Source organism: Vibrio sp. 10N.222.55.C6, assembly GCF_041473395.1.
GTDB lineage: Bacteria > Pseudomonadota > Gammaproteobacteria > Enterobacterales > Vibrionaceae > Vibrio > Vibrio crassostreae_C.
Genome location: NZ_JBFRSD010001085.1, coordinates 1 through 282 on the forward strand (window position 1 = coordinate 1; position 282 = coordinate 282).

At 31.6% G+C, this 282-nt stretch carries 1 pseudogene; it reads right to left on the reverse strand.

The window, feature by feature from the left end:
- Nucleotides 1–81: 81 nt before the first annotated feature.
- Nucleotides 82–282: pseudogene (locus AB4486_RS27660) on the reverse strand (hypothetical protein); the annotation flags it as partial.

A 282-nucleotide genomic window follows, 5' to 3' on the forward strand; every position in this document is an offset into this window, starting at 1 on the left:
ATTAATTAGTGTTCTAATTTTATTTAATCAACTTTTCACTGACGAAATAAGAGGTATAATTAAATTAGAACGTGTTAGCCTTTAGTCGAAATCAAAGTCTTGATGATACTTTCGACCATACTGTTCAAGTTGACGATCATGAGTATTAACTTGCAATTCAATATTGCCGTCACCTTTATTTATGACTTGGTTGTTATCTGCATGTGCTTCGTTTTTTAAATCCGTTAGTTTCTCTTCGACATACTCTGTCGGTTCATTTAAAACATTCATGGATATTAACTC